Annotated in this window: 15 protein-coding genes; all 15 read right to left on the reverse strand. The window is 69.7% G+C overall.

The genetic code is table 11. From position 1 onward, the window contains the following. Nucleotides 1-7: 7 nt before the first annotated feature. The 15 genes from V6M51_RS12830 to V6M51_RS12900 all read right to left on the reverse strand — a co-directional run bounded on the left by V6M51_RS12830 (nucleotide 8) and on the right by V6M51_RS12900 (nucleotide 19,082). Entirely contained in the window at nucleotides 8-976 is a 969-nt protein-coding gene (locus tag V6M51_RS12830) for an ornithine cyclodeaminase family protein (RefSeq protein WP_332767719.1), read from the reverse strand. Then, nucleotides 973-2,328 carry a peptide MFS transporter gene (locus tag V6M51_RS12835; RefSeq protein WP_332767721.1) on the reverse strand — a complete coding sequence of 452 codons (1,356 nt, stop codon included), beginning with the start codon at nucleotides 2,326-2,328 and terminating at the stop codon, nucleotides 973-975. The genes V6M51_RS12830 and V6M51_RS12835 overlap by 4 nt, the downstream gene beginning before the upstream one ends. After that, nucleotides 2,313-3,323, reverse strand: coding sequence for a DUF1611 domain-containing protein (locus tag V6M51_RS12840; RefSeq protein ID WP_332767723.1), 1,011 nt, complete (start codon nucleotides 3,321-3,323; stop codon nucleotides 2,313-2,315). Before V6M51_RS12840 ends, V6M51_RS12835 begins: the two co-directional genes overlap by 16 nt. Beyond that, the gene (locus V6M51_RS12845) at nucleotides 3,320-4,327 is read right to left on the reverse strand and encodes a dipeptide epimerase (protein ID WP_332767725.1); all 1,008 of its coding nucleotides are present in this window, start codon (nucleotides 4,325-4,327) and stop codon (nucleotides 3,320-3,322) included. The genes V6M51_RS12840 and V6M51_RS12845 overlap by 4 nt, the downstream gene beginning before the upstream one ends. 35 nt (nucleotides 4,328-4,362) lie before the next feature. Beyond that, complete coding sequence (locus V6M51_RS12850; protein WP_332767727.1) at nucleotides 4,363-6,354, reverse strand: serine hydrolase domain-containing protein; 1,992 nt, start codon at nucleotides 6,352-6,354, stop codon at nucleotides 4,363-4,365. Nucleotides 6,355-6,376: 22 nt separating this feature from the next. After that, nucleotides 6,377-7,075, reverse strand: a complete 699-nt coding sequence (locus tag V6M51_RS12855) for a TorF family putative porin (RefSeq protein WP_332767729.1) — start codon at nucleotides 7,073-7,075, stop codon at nucleotides 6,377-6,379. A gap of 29 nt (nucleotides 7,076-7,104) precedes the next feature. Then, on the reverse strand, nucleotides 7,105-8,649 hold the full coding sequence (locus tag V6M51_RS12860; protein WP_332767730.1) for an alpha/beta hydrolase: 1,545 nt from the start codon (nucleotides 8,647-8,649) through the stop codon (nucleotides 7,105-7,107). Between the two features lie 139 nt (nucleotides 8,650-8,788). Next, nucleotides 8,789-11,827, reverse strand: coding sequence for a TonB-dependent receptor (locus tag V6M51_RS12865; protein ID WP_332767731.1), 3,039 nt, complete (start codon nucleotides 11,825-11,827; stop codon nucleotides 8,789-8,791). A gap of 98 nt (nucleotides 11,828-11,925) precedes the next feature. Continuing rightward, nucleotides 11,926-12,594, reverse strand: a complete 669-nt coding sequence (locus V6M51_RS12870; RefSeq protein ID WP_332767733.1) for a Fe2+-dependent dioxygenase — start codon at nucleotides 12,592-12,594, stop codon at nucleotides 11,926-11,928. 9 nt (nucleotides 12,595-12,603) lie between these two features. After that, nucleotides 12,604-13,218, reverse strand: a complete 615-nt coding sequence (locus tag V6M51_RS12875) for a hypothetical protein (RefSeq protein WP_332767735.1) — start codon at nucleotides 13,216-13,218, stop codon at nucleotides 12,604-12,606. A 13-nt stretch (nucleotides 13,219-13,231) separates the two neighbouring features. Then, entirely contained in the window at nucleotides 13,232-14,572 is a 1,341-nt protein-coding gene (locus tag V6M51_RS12880) for an amidohydrolase family protein (protein WP_332767737.1), read from the reverse strand. A gap of 1 nt (nucleotide 14,573) precedes the next feature. Continuing rightward, on the reverse strand, nucleotides 14,574-16,025 hold the full coding sequence (locus tag V6M51_RS12885) for a serine hydrolase domain-containing protein (protein ID WP_332767739.1): 1,452 nt from the start codon (nucleotides 16,023-16,025) through the stop codon (nucleotides 14,574-14,576). An 89-nt stretch (nucleotides 16,026-16,114) separates the two neighbouring features. Beyond that, nucleotides 16,115-17,476 (reverse strand): serine hydrolase domain-containing protein, encoded by a 1,362-nt coding sequence (locus tag V6M51_RS12890; protein WP_332767740.1) that lies wholly within the window; start codon nucleotides 17,474-17,476, stop codon nucleotides 16,115-16,117. An 80-nt stretch (nucleotides 17,477-17,556) separates the two neighbouring features. Next, nucleotides 17,557-18,489, reverse strand: a complete 933-nt coding sequence (locus V6M51_RS12895; RefSeq protein ID WP_332767742.1) for a FecR family protein — start codon at nucleotides 18,487-18,489, stop codon at nucleotides 17,557-17,559. Between the two features lie 65 nt (nucleotides 18,490-18,554). Beyond that, the gene (locus tag V6M51_RS12900; RefSeq protein ID WP_332767744.1) at nucleotides 18,555-19,082 is read right to left on the reverse strand and encodes an RNA polymerase sigma factor; all 528 of its coding nucleotides are present in this window, start codon (nucleotides 19,080-19,082) and stop codon (nucleotides 18,555-18,557) included. Between the last annotated feature and the right edge of the window lie 326 nt (nucleotides 19,083-19,408).

Here is a 19,408-nt window from a genome sequence, read left to right on the forward strand (position 1 = left end):
ATTGGGATCAGGAAAGGTCGATTGGGCGCGCCAGGCCCTGGGCCTGGGCCTGCTCGAGGGCGAAGCCGCAGATGGCGAGGTCCTGCAGGGCTATCCCCGAGCTGTCATAGATCGTGATCTCATCGCGTGAACCGCGCCCAGACAGACGCCCAGCGACGAGGCCGCCAATGGGCTGGATAGCCTCCGCGGCCGCGCCGCTTACATGCTGGAACTCACCCAGGACCAAGGATTGAGGCGGATGGTCCGCCCACAGGGCGGCCGTCGCCGTCAGCGCCGGGGCCAGCTCCCGCTTGCCTGGACCGTCGGCGCCCATGGCCGAGATGTGGGTTCCGGGTCGGACGTCGCCGGCCGCGAACAGGGCCTCGCGCGACGCGGTGACCGTGCTGACCAGGTCGGCGCGCGCTAGGGCGGGGCCGATCGCGCTGGCGGCGGCGGGCAGCCCGGCCTGGCGGAGGCGTGCAGCCAGGGCCTCGGCGGCGTCGGGGTCACGGCCACAGACCAGGACCTCCGACAGCGCGCGCACCTCGGCGATCGCGAGCGCGTCCCAATAGGCCTGGTGTCCCGGACCGACCAGGACCAGGACCGAGGCGTCCGCGCGCGCCAAATGTTTGACCGCCACGGCATCAGAGGCGGCGGTCCGCAGCGCCGTGAGATGGGTCGCGGCGACCAAGGCTTGCGGCAAGCCTGTCGCGTCATCCAGCAGCAGGACGGTTGAGCCGTGATTGCCGAAGCCGCGGGCCGCGTTTCCGGGCCAATAGCTGCCGACCTTCAATCCCGGTCGGCAGCGGGTGGAATCGAAGCCGGCCTTGGCGCCGAACCGTGTTCCGGGGTCCGAGCCATGACCGGAGACCATCGGAAACAACAGCGACTCGCCGCGATCGAGGGAGACGAACGCCGTTTCCATCAAGGCGATGGCGTCCTTCAAGGTGACCAGACGCTTCGCGACGCTCTCGCTGACTGTGAGAAGGGGTTTCACGCCGCCGAGCCCTCCGCGACCAAGACCGGCCCAGGTCTGGAGGAAGCTTCGACCGCGGCGTACGCCTCGATCTTGCGCGTGGGCCGGTCGAACAGCAGGAGGATCAGGCTCGAGGCGCCTGCAAACCCCGCGATCAGCAGGAAGAACGGACCGTGCGGAATCCGGCTCCAGAGGACACCCACGGCGCCGGCCGCCAAATTCCCGGCGAAGATCGCCAGACACCAAACGGCGATGGTGGTGGCCGCGATGCGCGGCGGCGCGAGGCGGCCGAACAGCCCCATTCCGACGGGCAGGATGTAGAGCTCGCCGACCGTCAGGACCGTGAAGAAGGCGGCGAGCCACAACCAGCTCACCCGCGCGTCCTCCGTCGCGAAGCTCACGGCGGCGAGGATCAGGAAGGCCAGGCCCACGACGGCGGCGCCTATGGCCATCTTGACGATGGTCGACGCCTCACGCCCGCGCTTGGCCTCCCGCGTCCAGCGGGCCACCAGGAACGGCGTCAGCACGAACACCAGCAGCGGATTGAGGGATTGGAACCAGGTCATGGGAATGGCCCAGCCGCCCGCGGTCAGTCGCCGATCCACCCCGGCGTCGGCCCAGAGCGCCACCGTATTGCCGGTCTGCTCATAGGCGACCCGGAAGACCACCACCGCGGCTGCGACCCCCACGAGCAGCCAGATGCGCTGCGCCAGGTCCCGGGCCGGAAGACCGTCCGGTCGGTCGGGGCCAGCGGCCGTCTTGGGGAGTTCCGGGGGCAGATGCCGACGGCCAGCGATATAGATGGCCAGACCGCCGACCATGCCGACCCCGGCGGCGGCGAAACCCCAATGCCACCCATAGACCTCGCCCAGGGTCCCGCAGACCAGGGGGGCCAGGAAGGCGCCCAGGTTGATCCCAACATAGTAGACGTTGAAGGCTGAGCCCCGGCGGGGATCGTCAGGACGATAGAGTCCGGCGACCTGGCTCGGCAGACTTGGCATGAACAGGCCGTTGCCCAAGGCGATGACGGCAAGGGCCGAATAGAGCAGGCTCTCTGAGGCCATCATGAAATGGCCGAGCGCCATGATCGAGCCGCCCAGAATCACCGCGTTGCGGCGACCAAGCCACCGGTCGGAGATCAAGCCGCCGACGATAGGGGTGAGATAGGCCGAGGCCGTATAGAGCCCGTAGATCAGCGAGGCGTGCGCCTGGTCGATCAGGAGTTGCTTGGTCATGTAATAGACCAGCAGGGCGCGCATCCCGTAATAGGAGAAGATCTCCCACATCTCGGTGAGGAACAGGACGGTCAGGCCACGAGGGTGGCCGAACCACGTTTGCTCCGGCGACGACGGCGGGCTCAGCGATCCAGGCATGCGTCCACCAGGCGTTCGAATTCGGGCCCGCCCCGGATCGGGTCGGCGCAGGGCAGGCCCGTCTGAGCGCTCCGCTCGGCCAGCAGCTCCCGGGCCTCAGGTTCGGAGAGCTTCGAGGTGTTGAGGCTCAGGCCGCCGCAGCGGACAGCGGGGTTGGTGCGGCGCGCGAGGCGCAGGGTCAGCTCGGCCACCTCCTCTGCCGTGGGCGTCCGAAAGGCCGGATAGCCCGACATGCGCATCCGCCCCGCCTCGTGGCAGACGACCACCACGTCCGGTTGGCTGCCGTGCAACAGGCCAAGGGAGACCCCGGCATAGGCCGGATGGAACAGCGATCCCTGCCCCTCGATCACGTCCCAATGGTCGTGCTCGGCGTCGGGACTGAGCTGCTCGGCGGCGCCGGCGACGAAGTCGGCCACCACGGCATCGATAGGAACGCCGCCTCCGGCGATCATGATGCCGGTCTGGCCGGTGGCCCGGAAATCCGCGTCGACGCCCCGCGCCTTGAACGCGCGGGCCAAGGCCAGGGCCGTGTACTTCTTGCCGAGCGCGCAATCGGCGCCCACGGTCAGCAGACGCATGCCGCGACGGCGCAGCCCGGTGGCGACGGGCGAAGTCGCCGGGGGCCGACGCACGTCGATCAATCGCCGCCCCAGCCGCTCGGCCGCGGCCGCGAGGCCGGGCGCGTCGGCCAGCGGCGTATGCATGCCGCTCACCAGGTCGAGGCCGGCTTCCAGCGCTTCCAACAGGCAGGGGATCCAGGCCGGGGCGATCGCCCCGCCCACCGGAGCCACCCCGATCACCAAGGCGCGGGCTCCCTTGGCGCGAGCCTCGGCCGGCGACAAGGCCGGCAGGCCCAGAGTGACCTTGCCGCCCGGCGCACGCCATTCGGCCACGACGCGTTCGGGCGCCCAATCGCGCAGGCCGAAGGCAGTCTTGGCGTCGGAGGCGTCGGCCGTATCGCCCAAGAACAGCAGATATGGCGAGGGCAGGTTCATGCCGCGCCCCAGATCTCGGGCGCGCACCACACACGACCGTCTTCGTAGACGGTCGGCGGGTCCCGATCGGAGGCGAGCGGTATCGGGCCGTCGAGGTCGACGATGTCGCAGAGCTGCCCGAGGACGAAGGCCGGCGCCATGGCCAGCGCCGTACCCAGCATGTTGCCGACCATGACCCCGAGGCCCAGGCGGCGAGCTTCGCGGGCCATGGCCAGGCCCTCGGTCAGGCCGCCGCACTTGTCGAGCTTGATGTTGATCACGTCCGCCCGGCCGACCAAGCCGGCGATGTCGTCCAGCCCTTGGACGCTCTCGTCGGCGGCCACGGGGATCGGCGAGCACAGCCCGTCCAGCCAGATGTCGCGGTCCAGCGGGAACGGCTGCTCCAGCAGGCCGACGCCAGATTCCACCAGGGCCGGCATCAGGCGCGTCAAGGTCGCCGGGGTGAAACCCTGATTGGCGTCCACGCCAATCCAGACGTCCGGCCGCGCAGCCCGCACGGCGCGCACGCGCTCGATGTCGGCCGCTTCGCCGGTGAGCTTCAGCTTCAACGCCCGCGCGCCTACAAAGGCTCTGGCGCCGGCCGCCATCACCTCGGGGGCGTCGGCGCCCAGGGTGTAGGTGGTCAGCAGCGGCCGCGGCGGCTCCAGCCCGGCCAGCGCCCAGGCGGGCCGCCCCGAGCGCCTGGCCTCCAGGTCCCACAAGGCGCAGTCCACGGCGTTGCGCGCGCCGCCTCGCGGCAGCAGCCGGGCCAGGGCGTCGCGGTCCAGCCCCGCCTCGATCTGGCCGCGCACAGCCTCGATCTGCGCGGCCATACGAGGTGGATCGTCGTCGTGGTAGTAGACGCCGGCCGCCTCCCCGCGACCGCGATGCGTCCCGTCGTCCAGCGTCACGACCAAGGCGTCCAGGTCGGTCACCGTATAGCCGGTGATCCGAAACGGCGTCCTCAGCGGCCAGTTTTCGGCTTCGATCCGCAACGACAGGCGGGATGGCGCGGCGCAATTCACGGGGCGCTCCTGTGGAAAGGGGTTCTGCATGGGAATCAGGCGGCCCATGGGGTGAGGCCGCCGCGCAGGGCGACCAGGCCGCTGAAGAGCACGAAGACCAGCGCCGCCAGGGCGTGCCGGCCCTTGCGCCCGAGGCTCCATCCGCCCGCGCCCCACAAGGTGAGCGGCGCGACCATCGCCATGGCGAGCGATCCGAGGGCGGCGGCGAAGGCGGCCCAGGCGGCGGTCAGCACGGCCGGGCCCGGCCAGCGGTAGACGATGGTCGGGTCGTCGACGTGGGCGAACCAGAGGCCGAAGGCGACGAAGGCTGTCAGCCAGAAGGACGCCGTTCCCAGCGACAGGAGATCCGCCCGCCTTTGCCAGGGCGTGGGCTCGCCGCCCCGGCCTCTGCGCGTGAAGAACCCGATCCAGGTCGCCAGGGCCGCCGCCAGGGCCAGGGCGGCGGCAGCCTGGAACAGGCGAGGGTCCAGGGCCGGTCCCGCCCGCTCCAGGGTGAAGGTCCCTCGCGCGCCCAGGAAGCTGACGGCGCGCCCGTCGCGGCCGAGAACGAAGTTCAAGGCCTGGCCGCCGTCGGCGGCGCGGAACCGGCCAGGCGCCCCGTCGGCCACCCAGGCTTGAACCTGCGACCCGATATTGGTCACCAGATAGCCTTGGGGCGCCACCGAGACCTCGTCGGCCTTGGTCAGCAGGTCGACAAACTTCTCCGGCCCGGAATAGGCGCGCCGAGTGGCGAAGTAGGTCCCGGCGTAACGGTCGCCGTCGGCGATCGGGGTGGGCTTGCGAAGCACGGCGGGCGAAGGCGCGTAGAACGCCTGGACGATCAGGCCCGGGAGCCGCTCGACGACGCCGCGGCCAGTGCTGGTGTTGGTGGTGACGAAGACGCCGAGATCGAGGTCCGGCGCCAGCACCATGTTGCTGAAAAAGGTCTGCAACGACCCGCCATGGCCGTATCCCCGCAACCCGCCGGGCAAGGGCCGCACCATGTAGCCATGCGCCCAGCCGTTGACGCCCTCCGGAACCGCCAGGATCGGGGTGCGGAACGCCTGGGCCGTGCGTGGACCGTAGATCCGCATACCCTCGAGGGCGCCGCCGGCCAGCTGCATGCGCATGTAACGGGCCATGTCCGCGGCGGTCGACGAGGCGGCGCCGGCCGCGGCGGTCTGGCCGACATACTCGACGCCGAAGGGCTTGAACCCGGACGATCCCCAGAAGAAGCCGGTGGCGAGATTGTCCGCCAGGGCCTGGGGCATGGGCGCCGGGAGTCCGGCGCGGGGCGGACGGGGCTCACGGAAGGTCGTGCGGGCCATGCCCAACGGACGCAGCACATCGCGCTCGACCAGGCTCTCGTAGTCCAGGCCGTTCAGCCGCGCCACGATGTGGCCCGCCAGCGCGGCGCCGTAGTTCGAATAGCTGGCCAACTCGCCGGGCTCGCGGACCCGGTCGGGCCGATGGTCCGCGAGGTACCTGGCGGCCGGCGGAATCCGCGCGGGCCTGTCGATGAACAGGTGGCCGAGCTTGATGTCCTCGAAACCGGAGGCATGGCTCATCAGGTCGACGATACGGATCGGCCGCTCGAACCCCTGGTTGGGGATCCTGAGCTCGACCGGCAGGTAGTCGTTGACCGGCGCGTCCAGCCGCACCCGACCGCGCTCGACCTCCCGCATCAGGGCGATCCACGTGAAGGTCTTGGAGATGGAGCCGATGCGGAACAGGGTCCGGCTCGGATCCACGGTGCGGCCCGGGCCGAGACCCGATACCCCGTAGCCCTTGAGCAGCACGGTGCGGCCGCCCTGCACCACCGCCACCGATACGCCGGCCACATGCTCCACGGCCATGGCGTCGGCCACCGCGCCGTCCACCAGGCGCTCGAGATCCGCCGGCGGGATAGGTTCGCCCCGGGCGAGCCGCGGGGCCTGGGCCCAGGCTCCGCCCGCAAGGACCATGGTGCAGATCGCCGTCGCGCCGGCCGCAAGCCATCGCCCCGCAGAAGGTGCGCGGCGTCCCCGAACATGCCTGGCCTGTGTCATGCCAATCGCCCTCGGTGTGGGTTCAGAAGCTGGCGGTGAGGCCCGCGGTCAGGCGACCGCGGTAGTTGTCGCCGAGCCGATGACCGTCGGTGTCGCACCAGCGCAGGTCGGCGCTCAGGTGCGGCGCCAGGACCTGCTTCACGCCCAGGTTCCAGGCCAGATAGTCAGCGCCGCCGGCCTGTTCGCGACGCCCCAGAGCCCCGCTGACCTCGGTCTGCGCCGAGATGTTCAGGCCAAGCCGACCCTCCACCCAGAGCGCCTGCCTCGCGGCGCCGAAATTGTCCGGCGTCCATTCCGCCCGAAGCCGCGCCTGGACGGGACCGAAGGCGCGGGCCGCATCTGCGCGGAACTCCACGAGGTCCTCGTCGACGCCGTCGCGGGTCCCGGGAAAGGTCTTGTAGAAGGCCGAAACATCGAGGGCGTATCCGAAGGCCTTTGCGCGCCGGCCGACATAGACTTGGAGTTCGGCGTCGCTGCGTTGAGACAGCTCGACGTTCGACGCCCACGCCCCGGCGTAGGCCCCGCCGTGGGCTGCTTCCAGCCGGCCCCAAAGCTGCGGGTCGCCGTTGGTCTTGCTCACGCCTTTCGAGACATAATCGGTCGACGCGCCGATCTGGCCCGACCAGGCGGCGCCAGCCGCCGCGGGCGGAGCCGCGAGGCAGGTCAACAGCATGGGCAGCGCCAGGGCGGCGGCGCGCGCCGAAAGCCGATAGGCGATCATCGAAAGCTCTCCGGGTACGACGGCATGGGTCACGACGGGCGCTTGGCGGGCGCGGGAAAGGCCGGCGCCCTGAATTTCGGCGCGGGCAGCTCGGCCGTGGGCGGCAGGTTCCGGGTCTCGCCGGTCCGCAGGAAATCCAGGACCAGCGCCATCATCCGCGGCTGCTGTTCGAGCAGGGCGGCTCGCGCGCCGTGGCCGCCGCGGCGCACGACGATGGCGCGGCCGGCTGGGAAGTAGGGCAGCATCCCCAACATGTTTTCGACCGGCGTCGACGTGTCCCAATCGCCGTGGACGAACAGGACCGGGGTGTCGGTGGCGACCGGTTTGCGCAGGTCGTCGCCGACATCGGGCGTCGGCCAGGCCGGCGCGGAAACGATGTAGGGATCGAAGCCCCAGGCGCCCAACAGGCCCATCGCCGGGTCGCTGCGAAGCTGATGCTCGCGGTCGGCCGATACGCCGAGGCTCGAGTCGATCAGCACGCCGATCAGCGCGGCCTGGCCGGCGCCGCCGGCCTTGCGCTGGGCCGCCACCGACCGGGCCCAGTCGTCATAGTGTCCGTAGTAGAGCGACAGCACGAAGGCGGGCCAGGCGTCGGCCGGCGTGACGAGGCTCTGCTGGAAGTCGCCCAGCCCGAGGACCACGGTCCGGACCTGGCCGGTCTTCTCGTCCTTCAGGGGCACGGAGACCGGGGCCTTGGCCAGTCGTTCGCGCACGGCCTGCACCGCGCCGACCAGCCCGCCGGCCGGCAGGTAGGGCTTCAGGGCGGGGTCCTGCTCGGCTTCCCAGGCGATGCGCTGGAGGGCCGCGAAGACCTGGGCCGGCATGTCGTAGCCGTTGTTCAGCGGCTCGACCCCCGACAACAAGGCCCGCGCTACGATTTCGGGGTGGAGGCGCATCACCCCGAAGCTCCACTGCGACCCGAAGCTCTGGCCCAGCAGGGTGATCTTGTCGTAGCCGAGCGCCCGGCGCAGGTCGTTCACGTCCTCGACGCACTGGACCACCGTGTAGCCGGACAGATCCTTGTCGCCGTGGGCGGCGACCACCGCCTTCGCGGTCGCGACGATCGCGGCGTTGTCGGCCGACGCGCTGGCCGGCCGGTCGAGCGGGAGGTCGGTGAACGGATAGGGGAAGGTCAGGACCTCGCCCCGTTCGGAGAATCCCCGCTGGTCGATCACAACGACGTCGCCGGCGGCGCGGTATTTGAGCAGCTGCGCGCGCAACCGGCGCTCGCGACCTTCCCCGTCGGTAAAGGCGCCCAGATAGCTGTCGCCCGGCCCGCCCGGCAGGGCGAACATCGGCGGCGCGCCGGTGGGCTTTTCGGCCCGGAGACGGGCGAAGCCGACCCCAATGAGTCGGCTCCCCGGCGCCAGGCGGTTCTCCGGCACGAAAAGTGTTCCGATCTCGTAAGGCAGAGTCTCGCCTTCGGGAGTGGCCAGCGATCGCGTCTCGACCACGATCTCGCCCGCCCTGCGGCCAGCCGTCGGCGCCGCGGCCTCGGCTTGAGAGGCTGCGAAGGCCAGGGCCAGCGCAAGCCAAGCCCATCCCGCGGCATTTCGGTTCGTTCCGGCGTTCAAGGCCTTCTCCATAGGGCGCGCTCGTCCCGCCGCGGTCGCGGGAGGTCGTCTCGGCGCGGGACGAGCGCGCCGATCGGATCGGTTGGAATGTTCGGTCGCCGACCTCCGCCTGACCCGAGAGGGCCGGCGGAGGTCGTTCTCACCAGGTCTTGCGAAGGGTCAGGGAAATGACCCGGCCGCGAGGGCTGGCGAATTCAGGGTCGTAGCCAATATTCGCCCCTCCATTTCCGTTGTTCACGAACGGCGGGTCGTCATCGAACAGATTTTCAACGTCCAGGTTCACGGACAGTCCCTCGAGGTACTTGCTCGATTGCTGGAACTCGTAGCCAAGCTGCAGATCCGTGGTCGTCCACGCTTCGACCTTACTGTTCGAGAACGTGTTCACGTAGCTTCCGACGTGGTTCACCGCCAAACCGGCGCGCAGTGGTCCCCGTGTCCAGGCGACCGAGGCCCGAGCGCGCAGGTCGTTGGGATTGCTGCTGGTGTTCAAGAGGTCGATGAACGGAGCGTCGGCGAGCCGCTGGACCTCGTACTTGGCGATGTAGGTCGCGCTGGCCCCGAGCGTGAAGACGCCGGCCTCGGTCGTGAACTCGTAGGTCAGGTTGGCGTCCAACCCGTCCAGCTTCACCGCGCCGTAGTTCGAACCCTGCAGGCTTGCGATCGCATAGACCTGCGGGGCCGGGAACGGGGTGTCGAGGACGAAGAACTTTCCGGAGTTGTAGATCGCGTCCAATTCAGCCTGGCTCGGATTGAGCTTGGTGACGATGTCGCTGGTCTGGCCGCCGGCCAGGGCCATGATGAACTCCAGGTCGGTGGGCGACAGTATCCGGTCTTCGTATTTCACCGAGAAATAGGTCAGGCTGGCCTTCAGGCCAGGGATGGCCGACGGCTCGAAATCAGCGCCGACGCTCCAGGTCTTCGCCGTCTCGGGCTGCAGCTTCTTGTTGCCGAAACCGAGCTGCACGATGACGTTCGAGAAGCCGGGAGCCGGCGTGCTCGGCCCGGGAACGGCGCCCGGATTGGGGAGGGTCAGGCCCCGGTAGACATTGGCCGCCTCGTTGAGCTGCTGCAGGCGCGGCGCCTTGAACGATGAACCCCAGCTTCCCCGCACGAGCAGGTCATCGAGCGGCTTCCATTGCACGCCGATCTTGGGATTGGTCGTCTCCCCGAAGTCACTGTAGCGCTCGCCGCGCACCGCGAAGGACAGGTCCAGCTTGCGCAGGCCCGCCCGGGCGTTGTCGGAGCCGACGAGCGGAACCAGCAGTTCGGCATAGGCGGCCTTGATCGAACGGCTCAGGACCCCGTCTCCGTCCGCCGCCGTCCCAGGGGTCGGCGTCAGCGCCAGTTGATCGCGGACACTGGAGACGCCGAGCTTCTCCTTGCGGTAGTCCGCCCCGATCGCCATCCGCACCACGCCGCCGGGCAGAGCGAACAGCGCCCCGCTGCCGCCGAGGTTCACCGACTCGATATCGTAGGCCTGCCGGCGGGTCGCGAAGCCCTCGACCTTAGCCCGGGTGGCCCCCGACGTGAACGCGCCGTCGCCATAAGGATTGAAGGCCGTGTCACGATTAGGGTCGGCCAGCGCCGCGGCCAGGCGAGCCTCGTTGGGGAAGCCCATCGAGCGGGTCTTCAGCTCGTCGCGGCCCTTGCTGACATAGAACTCGCCGTTCCAATCCCGCGGTAGGTCGAAATTGGCGCCGGCCGTGACCGTGTAGTTTTCCGAACTGCCTTCGTCGCGGGCTTCGAAGTCGCGGACGAAGGAGTAGCGGACGAGATTCCGCGTCGGCGATCCGGGAATTCCGGCGATGAAGAACGGATTGGAGCTGGGCACGACCAGTTGACGGCCCGCCGGCTGGGTCTTCCGCTCGAAATCGCGGGTGGAATAGAATAGGTCGGCGAAGAGCCTGACGCGCTCCCCAAGGTCCTGGTTCAGCGAAACGACGAGGCTGTTCCGCTTCTGGGCGGGCAGGATGTCTTGGAAGAGCTGCGGATCCAGGAAATTGCGGGAACCGGCCACCAGGTTGGCAAGGGTGAGCCCCTGCCCGTTCTGGCCCGCCGGGATGGCGTAGGTCGTGGTTCCCGAGACGATCGTGCCGGGATTGGCCTGGAAGGCCTGGGATTGCGCCGGCGACTGGGGCAGGAAGTTGCTGCCCCCGAAGGCGGTCAGATCGCTGCGATAATAGGGCCGCTTGAAGCCGGCCAGGTGGGTGCGGCTGTAGTACTCGTAGGCCAGGCTGATGGAACCCGTGTCCCACGACCTGCCGAAGGCCTGGCCGGCGGTGTATTCGTGAAAGCCGGAGCCCGCGCCATAGCGGGCGGAGGTCTCGGCGCCGTCGTAGTCGTGCCGTAGGACGAAGTTGACCACCCCGCCGATGGCGTCCGAGCCGTACAACGCCGAGGCGCCGTCCGGCAGGATCTCGACCCGCTCGACCGCCGCCAGCGGAATCTGCGAGATGTCGACAAACACCCCGGACGCGCTCGGCGCGAGCCGCCGCCCGTTGACCAGGGTCAGGGTGGCGTCGGCCCCGAGGCCGCGCAGGTTGACGCTTGAGCCCGCCCCGGCGTTGTCGATATCGCCCTGCCCGCGCCGTCCCCGGGTTCCTTCGGTGGTCCCGATCGACTGGATCTGCGGGATCGTCCGCAGCAGGTCGGTGACAGTGGCCCGGCCGATGTGGTGGATCTCGTCCCGATCCAGCGTGACGATCTGCGAGCCCACCGGGGCCTGACCGCGTATCCGCGTGCCGACGACAATCACCTCGGCGAGCTGCGACGCCTCTTCGGCGGCTTCGTCGCCGATGTCACCTTGGGGCGCGCCGGCCCGGAAGGCCTGGGGGCCTTCGCCCTCCGTCCGGATGCGCACCGCGCTGGCGCCCACGAACTCGTAGTCAAGGCCGGTGCCTTCGAGCATCTGGCTCAGGGCGGCCCTGACGGTCAGCTCGCCCTGCACCGCCTTGCCAGACCTGCCGGAGACGAGTGGGGCTGGGGCGGCGATGGAGATGCGGGCCTGTCGCCCGAGCACCAGCAGGCCGGACGACAGCGGTTGGGCGGGGATCGCAAACCGGTTGGTCGCCTCCCTGGCCACCGCCACCGGAGCGGCCGCCAAGCCGATCAGCAGCGCCGCGGCGCTCGCCTGGCTCCATCGTCCCCGACGCGACATGTGATGAGTGTTCTTGAGCATGACCCCCCCTTGGTTCTTGCTCTTCATGACGCTCGGGGCTGGGAGGCACCCTACCCTCGGATGACGAATTTTCGACCAAGCCGCGACAACCGCGTGGCCTAGACCTCCGACCAGAGCCTGAGGAGGTTGCCGCAGGCCTTGGACATCAGGTCGAACGCCTCGCCCCCGCCGGTGTCGGCCAACACCATCCGGCGGGCCCGCTGCAGGTCGAAGAGCAGCTCGCGCCGACCGGCGTCGCGGACGCAGCACTGCGCCCAGCCGACCGCCACGAGCCGGGTTCCGGCGCGCACGATCTCGACCTTGTGCAGATAGGTCGCCGGATAGAGCACCAGGCCGCCGGCCGCGAGCTTGAAATCCAGTTCGCCCGAGGCGCTTTCGATCACCAGTTCGCCGCCCTCGTACGCGTCCGGCGCGCTGAGGAAGAGGGTGTAGGCGAGGTCGGTGCGCACGTAGGGCTCGCCCATCAGCGCGTCGTCCATGTGCCGCCCATAGCCCATGCCAACATCCGAGCGGCTGATCAGCGGCGGTCGCAGGGCGCGCGGCAGGGCCGCCTGCATGAAGACCTCGTTGGCCCGCAACGCCGCCGTGATGCGGCCGGCGACCCGCTCGTAGCAGGGGTCGCCGGCCTCCATCTGCAGGTTGTTCTTCACCCGCCGGGCCGACCAGCCGGCGGTGGCGCGGCCGTCGCGGAACCCGGACCGAGCGATCTCGCCGCGGATGGCTTCCAAGTCTCCGGCGCTCAGCACGTCCTCAATGCAGAGGATCATCGCACCGCCCTAGTCCGCGAGCTTTCCGCGCGCGTCGCCACGCACCAGGCTCATCGGCCGGCGCACCAGCTTGCCCGCCTCGTCGAAGGCCAGGACGCTGTTGATCGCCAGCGCCAGCGAGTAGCAGCGGCTCGCCGGGATCTTGATGTCGAACGGCGAGGCGAACACGCCCGGCATGCACAGCTTGTCGCCTCGCGCGCTCCAGGCGCCGCGGACCGGGATCTCGGTCGAGGCGATGCACTGGCCGTCGTCGAGCGCGTAGCCTTTTGCCCGCGGCTCGGCGCAGGCGCTGGCCGGCGCGGGCGTCCATTTGAGCGTCCAGCCCTCGACGCGGCCGTCCGTTGAGAAGTGAAGGGCGAAACGGTCGCCTGAGCGGATCGTATTGCCGCCGACGGCCTTGACGATCTGGTCGTTCTTGAGCGCCGGCACGGAGAAGCGGCCGTCGGCGAGATCGGTCATGCCGAGACCTCCCTCGCCGCCCTCGCCGTCGAACATCTTCTCTAGAGCGTGCTCGATCGTCCCGCCGGGATAGCCGCTGGGGCCCAGCGCCTGGGCCACGGCGGCGTCGCAGGCGCCGATGGCCAGGCTCGCGCCCGCCAGGGTCTTCCAAATCTTCATCCGCACGCTTGATCTCCTGTTAGTCGCCGCCCTTGGCGGCCGGCTGGTAGTCGGCGCGCGGATAGCGCCTGCCGCGCTTGACGGTCAGGACGACTGTCCGCAGCGCCTCGATGTCGTCCAATGGGTTGGCGCGGACCACCATCAGATTGGCCAGCTTGCCGGCCTCGATCGTGCCCATCTCGGCCTGCCGACCCGCGGCCATGGCGCCCACCAGGGTAGCCGAGCGGATCACTTGGGCCGGCGGCATCCGCACCTTCCTGGCCAGGAAGCCGATCTCATCATAGAGCGGGGGGAACGGCTCTTGCGGCGGCGCGAAGCCATCGGTGCCGGTCGAGATGTCCACTCCCTGCCGGAACGCTTGGGCCGTCAGCCTGGCGGCCAGCTCGGCGGTGCAGTTACGGGGCCGTCCGCCCGCCGGTCGCTCGTCGCCCTCGGCATAGGTTCGGTTGGTGGCGTCGAGGATCACGCCGCGGCGGCGCATTTCGGCGAACAGGGCCGTCAGCTCGGCGTTGTCGCCGTGGGCGAACGCCTCGAAGTCGACGGGGAACCGATCGCCGATGGTCTGTGGCGGCGGGTTGGCAACCTGGTAGGCTAGGTCGCAGACATGCGAGACGGCGTCGACGCCCGCCTCAACCACCTGCCGGGGCTTGGTGGGGAAGACTGCGGCGTGCGCCCAGACCAGCATGCCTTGCCGGTGGGCCTCGGCGGCGATGGCGGCCACCAGCGGCGGCGGCAGGTTGGCGTAGATCTTGATCGCCGTGGCGCCGGTGCCCTTGGCCCGCGCCACCGCCGCCGGCAGGTCGGCGTCGTCGGCGATCGCCTGGGCCCACGGGACGATCCCGGGTTTGAAGCCCGTGGACAGCCCATGCATCCGAGGATTCTCGAACAGGCTCGGCCCGCCCATCAGCGCGGCGTAGTAGATGTCCGGCCCGGGGATTTCTCCGGAACGCGAAGCCGCCACCAAGCCTTGCAGGTCCCGCAGGTCGTTGGCCAGGTCGCGGACGGCCGTGATTCCGGAATAGAGGTCGCGCCGCATCATCGCCTTGCCGCTAGCGCCGGGTCGCAGATGCTCGTGGCTGTCGATCAGGCCGGGCAGCACATAGAGGCCCGCCAGATCGACCACTTCCACGGCGCCCAAGCCCTTGATCGCGAGCTTGCGGGCGGGCACGATGGCGGTGATCCGCTCGCCATCCGTGACGATGGCCATGTCGCGTCTCAGGGGCCCGCCTGTGCCGTCGATAAGGTGCGCGCCGAGATAGATCACCGGCTGCGCCGCGGCGCCCACCGGCGTCAGGAGCAGCAGGCCCAGCACGAAGGCGACGGCGCCGCGACACGTCACCGCCAGCATGCGCCGCGCCATCTCAGTAGCCTCGCACGCGATAGATCTTGCCGTCGGGGGCGTGAGCGAAGGCGAAATGCTCCACCTCCTCGCCGAAGGTCGCGCGATACCGCCGGACCTGGCCCGCTCCCTCGGCGAAGGTCTCGACCAGTTCGAAAGTGCTCATCGGTCCGCGGCCCGCGCGGTTCGGGGGAGAGGGTCGCGCGCCCGCCGGCCGGCCCAGCAGCGGCGCGATCTCCGCGGCGAACCGGCTGGCGTCGAGCGACTTTGGGCCGCGGGTGAGCATGGCTCGCGCCTCGGCGGTGAGCGCCGAATCCGGATCGCGGATCGGACGAAGCGACATCGGGGTCGAGCCGGGCGCGATCAGTTCGGCGAGGTCCTGGACGGTGCGGCGCAGGGCGATTTCGCCGACCCCGCTGCCGAGATTGGTGAGCGCCACCACACCCACCCGTTCCGCCGGGACGCGCAGATAGAACGCCAGGAACCCTGGCACGCTGCCGCCGTGATACTGCAGCGCCCGGCCCCGCACCCGGTCGGTGTACCAACCAAGTCCGTAGGCGCAGTCGCGCCCCGTCGACAGCATGATCGGCGTGGTCATCTGGCGCTGCGCGGCCGCCGGGATCGCCGAATCGGCCTGCAACCCAGCCTCCCAGCGCGCTGCGTCTCGCGCCGAGAACAGCAGTCCGCCGTCCGGCCAGCCGGAATAGTCGCCATCCATCATCACCGCGTGGCGAAGGACGCCCTTCTGCAACTCATAGGGCTCGGCGCGGCCGGCGATGATCGCTGGAGCGTCGTCAACGCGGGCCTCGCGCAGTTTCGCCGGGCGCAGCAGTTCCTCCGTCACGAACTCACGATAGGTTCGTCCCGAGACGTCGGCTATCACGTAGCCCAGCAGCACATAGCCAGTGTTGGAATAGCTCCAGGCCTCGCCGGGCGCGAAGCCGGGCGTCAGTTCGCCCACCGCCTTGACGAAGGCGGTGCGGCTGACGGGCCGGTCGACGCCGGTATCGGGGCGACCTGCGAGAAGCCCGTAGTCAGGAACGCCCGCCGTGTGGCTGAGCAGCGCCCGGATGGTGAACCCGGCGAGGGATGGCGGCAGGTCGCGGGCATGACGTCCGACCGGATCGTCGAGGCCGATCCGACCGGCCTCGACCAGCCGCAGAATGGCCGCGGCGGTGACGTGTTTCGAGATCGAGCCGAAGTGGAACAGCGTCCGTTCCGTCGCCGCCACGCCGAACGGCAAGGACGCCTGGCCGACGCTATCGATGACCAGGGGCACGCCGTCCTTGATCGCGCAGACGGCGATGGCCGGGATCTGGTCTCGCGCCAGTCGGGCGGCGATCTTGGACCTCAGCGCTTGGGGCAACCCAATCGCGTTCGCGTCATTTTCCGCGGCGAGCGACGGGGCGCCGGCCAGGGCCGCGCCACCGGCGGCGAGCCCCATGATCAGGCGTCGTGTTGGTTCGATGGGCACAGCCGAACTCCCCCTTGGCAGCTATGCCCTTCATGACGCTCGAACCGTGCGCGGCCCCTACCCTGTCGATGACGTTTCCGCCGCCGAACCTAAAGTCTGAGCGCGGCGAGGATCGCGGAGAAATGGCGGTCGAGCTCGAAGACCCTGTCGTTTACCGTCCAGCCCAGCCGGACAATGACGGTCCGCTGCGTGGGCATGATCGCCACGATTTGCCGGTTATGCCCGCGCGCCAAGTACATGTCGTGCGGCAGGTTCGGGTATTCCCGCTCGGTCCCGCCGGGCTCCTGTAACGGGTTCAGCCGGAAATGCGCCGCGTACTCCCGAAGCGGAGCGGCGGGAGCCGGCCGCTGGACAAAGTCGACCCAGGCCTTCGAAAGGATGCGCCGTCCGTTCAATTCGCCGCCGTTCATATAAAGCTGTCCGAACCGGGCCCAGTCGCGCGCCGTGGCGTAGAGGTAGGAGCTCCCCACGATCACCCCTCGCTCATCGGGCTCGAACACCGCGCTCGCCATGCCGGCGGGTTCGAACAGCCGCTCGCGGGCATAGTTCTGATAGGCCGCCATCGAGCCGCCCACCGCCTCCATGACGATCCGCGACAGCAGGTTGGTCGTGCCCGACGAGTAGTCCCACACCTCGCCAGGCGGGTGGGCGAGCGGGCTGGCGGCGGCGAACCCCGCCATGTCGCCGCGTTCGAACAGCATGACGGTGCTGTCGGCGCCTGGGACATAGGGTTCGGAAAAGGCCAGGCCGCTCGACATGTGCAGCAGGTGACGCAGCGTGATCGCGCCGCGCGGATCGCCGGGCGTGCGCCATTCGGACACGGGCGCCGGCGCGTCCAGCCTCAGACGACCCTCGTCCACCAGGATGCCGACCAGCGTCGCCAGCACGCTCTTGCTCGCCGACCAGCCGAGCAGGCGTGTGGCCGGGCCGTAGCCGGGCGCATAGCGCTCGGCGACCAGCAGGCCACCATGGACGACGACCAGGGCGCGGGTGTCCATCTCCCGATCCGGCGTCTCGTCGGCGAAGATCGCGTCCAGCGCCCCGCTGAGGGCGGATCCCGGGACATCGCGCGTCGCCGGTTCGGCCTCCTCCCCTTCCGGCCAGCGCCCGGGCCTCGTCAGGGTCCGCGCCGGGCTCATCCCCCCCGTCTGGCGTCGCAGGGTTTCCAGGTCGGCGTCGACCACCAGGACAGCGCCGACGCCAGGTCGGTGCAGCGCCGTTACGGAAACCCCCCGCTTGGTGGCGGTAACCGTCTGTCGGTCGACGTCGAGCGCATATTCGATGTCCCGCGTCAGCGGCGAGGCGCGTTGGATGTCGTCGCGGACCACGTCCTCGAGCGTCCGGCCCGACACGAACACGCCGGAACAGGCGAGCTTGGCCGCGAAGCCGGCGGCCATCTTCCTGTTGTCGGGTTTCGCGCCTTGCGCAACCTCGTCGTCCGCCATGGACATGGTCATTTCTCCCTGCCGAGCCATGCCCCAATGACGCCTTGGCCGGGCTCCTCCCCTACCTTGGGAAGGCGGAGGGTCGATCAGGACGCCGCGGCGCGGCCAGTTCCGTCTTCGACCGGGACGCCCAGCAGCGCGTTGAGGGTCCGCAGGGTGCTCTCGCGATCCTCGACCTGGAGCCGGATGGTGATCCGCCGCCGTCCCAGGGTCGGGTCGGAGATTTCGATGGGCTGCGGGAAGAACCGGTTTAGGTCCGCGACCACCTCGGCGACCGACGCGTCCTCGTACGAGACCGTGCGCAGCCGCCATTCGGCCACGCTCTGGATCGCGATCGGTTCCGGCGTCGCGCTGGCGGCGGCGGGCGTGGCCGGCAGCTCCAGCTTCTGGCCGGCTTCCAGGCGGGCGATCGGCTGGCCGGCGCGCGGGCCCTTCAGGGCGGTGACCAGGACCACCCCCTCCTGCACCGCGATCTCAGTGGCGCCGTCCCTGAGGCGTACGTCAAAGGCGGTGCCCACGGCGCGGACCTCGTAGTCGCCGGCGGTCACGAGGAAGGGCCGGTCCTTGTCCTTGTGGACCACGAACAGGGCCTGGCCCTCCCGCAGCCGCACGTTCCGCCGGTCGTCCTGCATCTTGTAGTCGATGCGCGTCGCGACGTTCAGGTTGACCACGCTGCCGTCCGGCAAGGTCCTGGAGCGCTGCTCGCCGATCGCAGTGCTGGCGCTCTGGGCGTAGGCCATGGGCTGGATGGCGGTGACCGCGAGCAGGCCTGCGACCGCGACCGCGATCCCGCCCGTGGCGCCCACGGCGATCCGACGACGTTGGAGCGAGGGCGTGCGCAGGACCGGCTGGACGGCCTTCAGGGCCGCCATCTCACCCCAGAGCTCATGCATGGCGTTGAGCGCCGCCAGGTTCTGCGGATCGGCGCGCCAAGCGTCGAACGCCTCCCGCTCCTCGATGGACATGACGGCGCGGCGTTGCACAGCGAACCACGCCGCCGCCGCTTCACGTCTTTCCACGGAAAGTTTCATGGCGTCCTTCGCTCAACCACCGCCAATATAGACGTTTCAAACCGCTCCGGCCCCTACGCCAAGTCGCCGTCGGTGTCGAACTCCTCAAAGAGTTGGGCCATCGCGGCGGACATGAGCTTCTCGATCGCATGGACGCTGACGCCCATCCGGCGGCCGGCCTCCGCATAGGTGAGCTCTTCGACCCGGCACAGCAGGAAGGCTTCCCGCCGGCGCGGCGGCATCTTGTCGATGGCCGCCAGCGCCGCGCTGAGCCGTTCGGAGGCGATGACGGCGCGCTCGGGACTGACGCCCGGATCGGTCGCATCGGCGTCGTCAAGGCCGTACTCCAAGACCCGTCCCCGGCGCGTCCTGGTCCGGAAGCGGTCGAGCAAGGTGTTGCGCGTGACCCGGAAGAGGAACCGGACCGGATCGCGGACGTCCGACTTCTGCCCGGCTTCCAGGGTCTTGACGATCGCGTCATGCACCAGGTCCGAGGCGTCGTCGCGTCCGCCGCGCGCCGCGATCTCCCGGAGCCTGGCCCCGCGCTCGCGGTAGGCCTGATTCAGATCTTCGATCAGCGTGGAGCGTCTGTCGTTGGCCATCAGCTCAGATTTACGTGCCGGCGTCATGTCTTGGTCAAGCCTCGCATACTTTGAGCGAATTCAAAGGGCTTGGTCGCGGAGGCGCGGCGCCTGGATGGCCGATGTAGGACTGACAGCCCCCCGCAGGCGACACATGCGGAGGGGCGGACAGACCGCCTATCCCCTGCTCGATCTTCGCTATGACTAGTCCCTGTCGGCGTCATGCAAACCCAGCCCGCATCGCGACCACGCATCACGGCATGGTAGCTAGACGTCCGACGCCGCCAGATCCCCTACCTCCTGCCGGGTCGACATGACGCCGCTGGGCCCGATTCCGACGTGACTGC

Origin of the sequence: Phenylobacterium sp., from assembly GCF_036677185.1 — a bacterium.
In the GTDB taxonomy this organism is placed as follows: Bacteria; Pseudomonadota; Alphaproteobacteria; order Caulobacterales; family Caulobacteraceae; genus Phenylobacterium.